This is a genomic window from Gilliamella sp. Fer4-1 (genome assembly GCF_001690515.1).
In the GTDB taxonomy this organism is placed as follows: domain Bacteria; phylum Pseudomonadota; class Gammaproteobacteria; order Enterobacterales; family Orbaceae; genus Gilliamella; species Gilliamella apicola_C.
This window is the reverse complement of the sequence record NZ_LZGZ01000175.1, coordinates 1-7090: the sequence shown is the minus strand read 5'-3', so window position 1 is coordinate 7090 and position 7090 is coordinate 1. Positions and strand designations below refer to the sequence as shown.

Sequence of the window (7090 nt, the reverse complement as noted above, 5' to 3'; positions counted from 1 at the left end):
AAATATAGAAGCATAGCAAATAGCTAAATTCAGTAGTCAATCCCCATTGGAACAGCGCAATTAATACAACAGGAATACTTGAAATAATAATACCAACATAAGGCACTAACACAGATAATCCAACAAGTACAGCTAATAATAGTCCATAATCTAAACTAAAGTACCAAAAAGGAATATAAACACATACGGTCAATATAATGATATGTAAAACATTACCAACAATATAATTAGATATTTGCATATCCATTTCCGCTGCAACTCTGTTTAAAATTGTACGATTTTTAGGTAGAATTTTTGAGCAATACCCCCAAATTTTGGCTTTGTCTTTTAATAAAAAAAACATCATTATTGGCACTAATACCGCATTAATTGTAATCGAAACCAGCCCAAATAAAGACACAATAGAAAATTGTAATAACGAATTACCTGTTTGCACAACTTTGTTAGTAACACCTTGGATAATCGAATCAAATAAACCAACATCGATTAATTCAGGATAGTGCTCTGGCAATGTAGTAATGAAATTGTTAGCGAAATTTAGCATGTTCGGAATATTAGTGATTAAGCTAATACTTTGCTGCCAAATTAATGGTAATAGAATCATAAAGCCAACTAAAACAATCATTAAAAAAAACAACAATACCATCACAACAGCCAGCGTTCTTGGTATGTTTTTTTTATGCAAAAAGTTAATTGGCCTATCAAGTAAATACGACAGTACAATAGCAATCAAAACAGGCAGAAGAATTTTATTAAAAAAATAGATGATAATAAATAAGCCAACAATCACAGCCATTAACGACACAACATGCGGATCGCTAAAACGTTTTTTATACCAATCTATAAACATTTTTAACATCAAACTCTCCTTTTGCTAAATTTTGGGAATAATAAACTTAAGTTAATTATTTTTTAAAACCACCTAATATACCACGGGTGATCTGTTTACCGATTTGATTGACGACTTGCCTAGTTGTACTTTTGACTATTTTCTGAGCCACACCATCATGTTGCCCACCTTTTGGACCTTGCTTGCCAAAAAGAAGTGTACTAAAAAAATCAATCAACCCACCGTGATTTTGTTTATTGCTTACCTCTTCTGTTTTGGCCTCGTTACTATTCGTATTTTGGCTAGGCAGGCTATCTAACAAAAATCCATTTTTCAATAATTCATAAGCAGATTGACGATCTAGCATTTGCGCATATTTATTATAAAGATGAGATTGATGAACAATTAATGATAACTTATCTGGCACCATTGCCCCCATCTTTGAACCTGGGGCAATAATATAGCCACGTTCAACTATGCTTGGACGGCCTTTTTCGTCTAGAAATGAAATAAGCGCTTCACCAACACCTAATTCCATTATTGCTTTTTCCGTATCAAAACTTGGGTTGGCACGCATGGTTTGAGCAGCTATTTTAACGGCTTTTTGGTCTTTCGGTGTAAATGCACGCAAAGCATGTTGTACACGATTGCCTAATTGCCCCAAGATTGTGTCAGGAATATCACTCGGGTTCTGAGAAGCAAAATAAATTCCGACTCCTTTAGATCGAATTAAGCGCACAACTTGTTCTATTTTTTCTAGTAATGCTGGTGAAATATTATTGAAAAGTAAATGTGCTTCATCAAAAAAAAAGACAAGTTTTGGTTTATCAAGATCCCCCACTTCTGGTAAATGCTCAAAAAGCGCTGACAATAACCATAATAAAAAGACAGAATATAATTTGGGTAAGCTATATAATTTTTCAGCCGATAAAATATTAATAATGCCACGACCTTGAGCGTTAACTTGTATTAAATCCTGAATATCCAGCATTGGTTCGCCAAGAAAAAACTCAGCGCCTTGTTGTTCTAGTGTAAATAAGCTACGTTGGATTGCTCCAATTGATGATAGCGAAATATTACCATATTGCGTAGTAAATTGTTTAGCATTATCGCCTACAAATTGAATTAATGCTCGAAGATCTTTAAAATCAATTAATAATAGTCCTTTATCATCAGCAATTTTAAATATCAGTTGTAACACACCTGATTGAACATTATTTAAGTCGAGTAATCGACCAAGTAGAATCGGCCCTATATCTGACACGGTACTACGAACGGGAATGCCCTTTTCAGCAAACACATCCCATAATTCAATTGGTGATGCGTCTGGTTGCCAATTATCAACCTCAATGCTGGCTAAACGAGCCTGTAGTTTTTCAGATAGTATGCCCTTTTCGCCAATCCCCGTTAAATCACCTTTAACATCAGCAAGAAAAACTGGCACACCTATTTTTGAAAAACCTTCAGCCATTTTTTGTAATGTTACTGTTTTACCCGTGCCTGTTGCACCAGTAATTAAACCATGACGATTAGCCAATGCAGCAATAACAGATAAATCTTTGCCATGGCTTTTGGCAATTACAATCGACTCACTCATGCGGTACCCCTTTAGTAACTTTATGATTAAATTTGTGATTTAATTTATAATTCAAACTGTTTTATTATAAATAACAAAACAATGTAGCCATTTGTGCAATTTTTCTATTAATCCAACCAATAATATTGTATTCTGAATTAGCAATAGCTGCTATTGTTATTATTCTATCCAACCTATTATAAGGAGGCATTATGTTTCCAGAATACCGAGAAATCATTTCTAAATTAAAAAATACTGATTTACGTTTTCAAAAATTATTCGATCAACATAATGAGTTAGATCAAAAAATTAAAAACATTGAGTCCGGCATTATTGTCAATACGGCCGAAACTATAGAGGCATTAAAAAAGCAAAAGCTTAAAATTAAAGACGAAATTTATGAAATTTTAAGAAAAGCGTCTGATACTCATTTAAACTTATAATTGAGCACAGTTCATCACGAATTGAAAAAATAGACTTTTATTACATTAAAAGATTAAATAAAAACCCCAATTGTTTGGGGTTTTTTTATTATATGTAAACTTAATTCATTGCACTAATTATTTAGCTTGTAATTGCTGCTGTGTCTTTTTTTGTTTTCGGCTTTTAATTAACATTATTAAATTTTTATGTGGTGTTTTCATAGATTATTTCCTTTTAATTATAATTATAGGGCTAATAAAGTAGTTTTTAATACGATTTTATTATATGAGTTTTAAAATCGCTAAGCGATGTTAACATCGCCTAGCTGTTTCTAACAATTAGAACCACTGACCAAAACGTTTGATATAAATACGTTTCATCAATTGTGCAACACAGCAATAGCTAAACAAGGTTGCTAAAAGCCATGGAAAGTATGACCACGGTAATGGCTGTAACCCAATTAATCCACCCAATGGAGAAAACGGGATATAAATACCCACAGCCATAATTAGCAATGTCATCACAATCACAGGAAATGCTGCTGTGCTTTGCACAAATGGAATTTTTTGTGTTCTCAGCATGTGCACAACCAAAGTTTGTGACAACAACCCTTCAATAAACCAGCCTGAATGAAATAGTGACTGCGCTTCAACACTGTTAGCACTAAAAACAAACCACATTAGTGCATAGGTTGTAATATCAAAAATAGATGATGTTGGTCCAATCCAAATCATAAAACGTTTAATATTTAGCGCATCCCATTTACGCGGTTTTTGTAAAAACTCATCATCCATTTTGTCCCATGGTAATGAGAGTTGTGAAATATCATACAGCAAGTTTTGAATTAGTAAATGTATTGCTAGCATAGGTAAAAATGGTAAAAACGCACTAGCAACTAATACTGAAAAAATATTGCCAAAATTCGAGCTCGCTGTCATGTTTAAATACTTCATGATATTGCCGAAAGTTTCACGTCCACATATTACACCTTCTTCTAATACCATTAAGCTTTTTTCAAGCAGGATGATATCTGCGGATTCTTTGGCAATATCCGTTGCGGTATCAACCGAAATGCCAACATCCGCATCACGTAATGCTGGTGCATCATTAATACCATCACCTAAAAAGCCAACGGTATGTCCGTTTTCTTGCAATAATCGAATAATTCTTGATTTTTGCAATGGCGTTAATTTAGCAAAAATAGTATGTTGCTCGATTTGTATTTTCAGTTCCGCATCGTCCATTTTTTCAACTTCAGTGCCTAGCAACGGAACACCTGGCTCTAAACCGACTTCGCGACACACTTTAATGGTGATAATTTCGTTATCGCCAGTTAAAACCTTAACTCCCACACCATGTTCACTTAATGCCGAAATGGCTTCAAGTGCACTTTCTTTTGGTGGATCTAAAAAGGTTAAAAAACCACGAATTGCTAATGCGGTTTCGTCTTGTACTGTGTATTGCGCTTTTGTATCGCTAGCGGGAATATCCTTAACACCCACAGCTAAAACTCTAAACCCCTCTTTGTTATAATCATGAGCTAAGGCAATTAACGCTTGTTTGCGGTTGTCATCTAATGGTAAATATTCACCATTTTCATAAACATAACTGGCTATAGATAACATTTCTTCAACTGCGCCTTTACAAATCATTAAATGGTTATCACCACCATTTTGTACAACAACTGATAAACGGCGACGCACAAAATCAAACGGTAATTCATCAATTTTTTTATATAAACCCACCCCAACCCTTTTCATATTGGTCTTTTCTTCAGTAAAACGAATGATCGCTTTGTCCATCAAGTTTTTCATACCACTTTGATAATAGCTGTTAAGCCAAGCAAGTTCTAAAACCGATGAATCAACTTGACCATTGATATCAAGATGATGTTCTAAAATGATTTTATCTTGTGTTAAAGTGCCAGTTTTATCGGTACATAAAATATCCATTGCGCCAAAATTTTGAATGGCATTTAACCGTTTAACAACCACTTTGCGCTTTGCCATGCCAACGGCACCTTTTGCTAGATTGGCACTCACAATCATTGGTAACATTTCAGGCGTTAAGCCAACAGCTACCGCTAAAGCAAAAAGTGCAGCATCACCCCAATCATTTTTTGAAAAACCATTAATAAAAAAGACGATTGGCACCATAATTAACATAAATCGAATAAGTAACCAGCTAACACTATTAACCCCTCGATCAAACGAGGTTTCAGCACGAGATCCTACAATCGATTTTGCTAATGATCCAAAATGTGTATCAGCACCAGTCGCAACGACAATAGCCGTCGCAGTGCCACTTACGACATTAGTTCCCATAAAACAGATGTTATTTACATCAAGTAAATTATCTTTACTAATATTGGATGCTTCAATATTATCAGTTGTTTTTTGCGTAACAGCACCTAATGTATCGTACTTTTCAACAGGAATTGATTCACCCGTTAAAACAGCTTGGCTAACAAATAAATCTCGCGATTCAATCAATCGAATATCCGCAGGGATCATGTCACCAGCAGATAAATAAACAATATCACCGGGAACAATTTCACTTAATGGAATTTCAATGCGTTCTGGGCTTATATCTTTATGTGCACGGCGCAACACGGTCGCTGTTGTGCGAATCATTGACTTTAACGCTTCAGCAGCTTTGTTTGATCTAAATTCTTGCCAAAAACGTAATAATCCACTTAGTGACACCATTGTTAGAATAATAATAATCCCTGTTAAATCCGTTTCTTCGCCATTTTGCAAAGGCAACCAGAAATCAGTCACAAAACTAACAGAGGCCAACGCTAATAATACAAATATAAATGGGTTATTAAATGCCATTAATAATTGCACTAAAATTGAGGGGGCTTTTTCTCGTGCGACTTCATTTTTACCGTATTTTTCAATTCTTGATTTTGCACTTTCTTGCGTTAAACCTGAAAGGCTTGATTGAAATTTAGATAAAATACTATCGAGGCTACTTTGAGCTTCATTGATAGCTTTGATATCTACACTATTTTGTATTTTATGTTGTGATGTATTTTTTGTCATCTTACGTACCTATATTCATAATTTTGGCAAAAGTATGCCTACTCATTGTTACTAAGTAACGATAAGTAACTGAATTTTGTGATAAGCTAAAATTTAGTGAATAACAAAATTAGCCCATAAGCTATTTTTTGCAGCTAACTTGTGCTGCTAATTTGTACAGCCAATGCTGAGCATTAAATTAGCCAATAGAATTAATTAAGAATTTAGATACAACTCGGTGGTTCTAAGTGTTTTTCTGAAAGGTGTAAAACACGCAGTATTAAGCCTTGCGCGCATTGATGTTTTGAATTTGTGTGATAGCGTGTAAAAAAATGCATATCGTTCACCGTTACCGTTTTATCAATTTCGGTTTGTGAACTGAAAAAATGATGATTCAGACAGGTTCATTAACCGATAATGATGTGTTTAAATTTATCGCCCCTCATTTTGGGGTGATCCGATTGAGTGTCCATATTTCTCCTGTAAATTGAACTCTACACTTTGTATTTCAACTTTTCTTTACTCTTATTTTTAACTTATGTAATAGCTAAAAAGAAAGAAAAGCTTAAAAGGCGGGGGAATTTATACGCCTTTAGCAAACAGATGTCAACCCATAAAATAGCAAAAGGACGGCATTTACTAAAAAACAACACTTATGGGCTTTTTTATTTACATTATGATATAGAATCGATACCGCTCTTATCCAATATAAGTTACAATTACACTACGATAAATTAACGAGAATATGTTAAATGAACCCTTCTGAATTACTTTATGCTAACTGGTTCAATTTGGTAATTATCTTTGTTCTGTCTTTGGTTGCATTTATCTACAAAAAACGAACTAAAAATGAAAATTTTGATAATATCATTAAGTATGCAGATATTTTAGAAAAAGTACCTCACTCAAAATATCAAATGGATTATTTAAATAACATCAAAAAGAAACTTATTTGGGAAAAAGTCTGCTTTTATAAATCAGGCAGTATCAACAAAGAAAATATTGCTATTTCATTAATTAATGCTGATGCCCATAATCTAATTAAACTCACCCAATTAGATTTATTAACGCAATATTTTAAAATCGAAAACACACACATTACACCACTTAAACCATATTTAATTACAGAAGTGTTATTTAGTGGCATTGCCTTTGTGTTGGCATTTATTATACTGCTGGCTAACATTATTACTATGCTAAGCTCACCTTGGGTAATTGATATCATTATTGCTACTT

At 33.8% G+C, this 7090-nt stretch carries 5 protein-coding genes; 2 read left to right on the top strand and 3 right to left on the bottom strand.

Annotation, left to right across the window (positions count from 1 at the left end; translation table 11 throughout):
* Window positions 1-859: AI-2E family transporter (locus tag A9G30_RS06085; RefSeq protein WP_065588378.1), on the bottom strand; the 859-nt coding region annotated here is incomplete at its 3' end.
* 46 nt (window positions 860-905) lie between these two features.
* Window positions 906-2426, bottom strand: coding sequence for a helicase HerA-like domain-containing protein (locus A9G30_RS06080; protein WP_065588377.1), 1521 nt, complete (start codon window positions 2424-2426; stop codon window positions 906-908).
* A 191-nt stretch (window positions 2427-2617) separates the two neighbouring features.
* Between A9G30_RS06080 and A9G30_RS06075 the strand changes: the two genes are divergently transcribed.
* Window positions 2618-2848 carry a YdcH family protein gene (locus tag A9G30_RS06075; protein ID WP_065567097.1) on the top strand — a complete coding sequence of 77 codons (231 nt, stop codon included), beginning with the start codon at window positions 2618-2620 and terminating at the stop codon, window positions 2846-2848.
* A 318-nt stretch (window positions 2849-3166) separates the two neighbouring features.
* Here A9G30_RS06075 and mgtA read toward each other — a convergent pair whose 3' ends face one another.
* Window positions 3167-5875 carry a magnesium-translocating P-type ATPase gene (mgtA, locus tag A9G30_RS06070; protein WP_065588376.1) on the bottom strand — a complete coding sequence of 903 codons (2709 nt, stop codon included), beginning with the start codon at window positions 5873-5875 and terminating at the stop codon, window positions 3167-3169.
* Between the two features lie 731 nt (window positions 5876-6606).
* Here mgtA and A9G30_RS06065 point away from each other — a divergent pair.
* Window positions 6607-7090: hypothetical protein (locus A9G30_RS06065; protein ID WP_141672021.1), on the top strand; the 484-nt coding region annotated here is incomplete at its 3' end.

Coding starts and splice junctions, on each gene's coding strand:
- A9G30_RS06080 (WP_065588377.1), bottom strand. CDS start 2,426: ATGAGTGAGTCGATTGTAATTGCCAAAAGCCATGGCAAAGATTTATCT.
- A9G30_RS06075 (WP_065567097.1), top strand. CDS start 2,618: ATGTTTCCAGAATACCGAGAAATCATTTCTAAATTAAAAAATACTGAT.
- mgtA (WP_065588376.1), bottom strand. CDS start 5,875: ATGACAAAAAATACATCACAACATAAAATACAAAATAGTGTAGATATC.